Annotated in this window: 1 rRNA gene; it reads right to left on the reverse strand. The window is 58.5% G+C overall.

Features of this window, described 5'->3' with window-relative positions:
• Window positions 1–110, reverse strand: a 5S ribosomal RNA gene (gene rrf, locus QSK05_RS36185); the annotation flags it as partial.
• Between the last annotated feature and the right edge of the window lie 97 nt (window positions 111–207).

A 207-nucleotide genomic window follows, 5' to 3' on the forward strand; every position in this document is an offset into this window, starting at 1 on the left:
GATGTCCTACTCTCCCACACCGTAACCAGTGCAGTACCATCGGCGCTGGCAGGCTTAGCTTCCGGGTTCGGAATGAGACCGGGCGTTTCCCTGCCGCTATGATCGCCGTAACTCTCTCGGCACAACCAACACTCCCTCTGAACAGCCAAGAATCAGCTGCTGGGGTGTGCACGGTCGTTTCCCGTGAACCGCATAGTGGACGTGAGT

Origin of the sequence: Kineosporia sp. NBRC 101731, assembly GCF_030269305.1 — a bacterium.
Classification (GTDB): domain Bacteria; phylum Actinomycetota; class Actinomycetes; order Actinomycetales; family Kineosporiaceae; genus Kineosporia.